Below are 495 nucleotides of genomic sequence, written 5' to 3'. Positions count from 1 at the left end.
GCGGCATGAAGGATTCCGGCCACGGCACCGAGGGCGGCTCGGAAGCGATCGAAGCCTATCTCGAAACCCGCTTCGTCACCCGAAAGGGCTGAGCCGGACTTCGGTAACGGGGTTGTCCGGCATTTATGATATGAGCGCCCCCGAGGGCATCTGTATGCCAGGGTGGTTCCGTAAGGATCCACACAGGAGAGCGATCATGTCGGAGATTATCACTGTCGGGCTCGTTCTGCCGAAGAATGTGTTCCAGGCGCATGGGGCTGATGTCCCGGGCCGGGTGGTTTTTCGCAAGACGCTGAGGCGGGAGCAGGTGCTGTCGTTCTTCAGCCGGTTGCCGCCTTGCGTCGTTGCGATGGAACCTTGCGGAGGGGCGCATTTCCGGGGCCGCGAGATCGGCAGGCCCGGGCATGAGGTGCGGCTGATCCCGCCCGCCCAGGTGAAGCCCTTCGTCAAACGCCAGAAGAGCGATGCGGGGATGCCGGGGCGATCTGCGAAGCC

Annotated in this window: 1 pseudogene; it reads left to right on the top strand. The window is 63.6% G+C overall.

From position 1 onward, the window contains the following. Positions 1-196 precede the first annotated feature (196 nt). A pseudogene (locus tag XINFAN_RS21240) lies at positions 197-495 on the top strand (IS110 family transposase); the annotation flags it as partial.

It is taken from the genome of Pseudogemmobacter humi (genome assembly GCF_900609055.1).
In the GTDB taxonomy this organism is placed as follows: domain Bacteria; phylum Pseudomonadota; class Alphaproteobacteria; order Rhodobacterales; family Rhodobacteraceae; genus Pseudogemmobacter; species Pseudogemmobacter humi.
The sequence above is the reverse complement of the archived record's forward strand: the minus strand, read 5'-3'. Positions and strand labels throughout refer to the sequence as shown.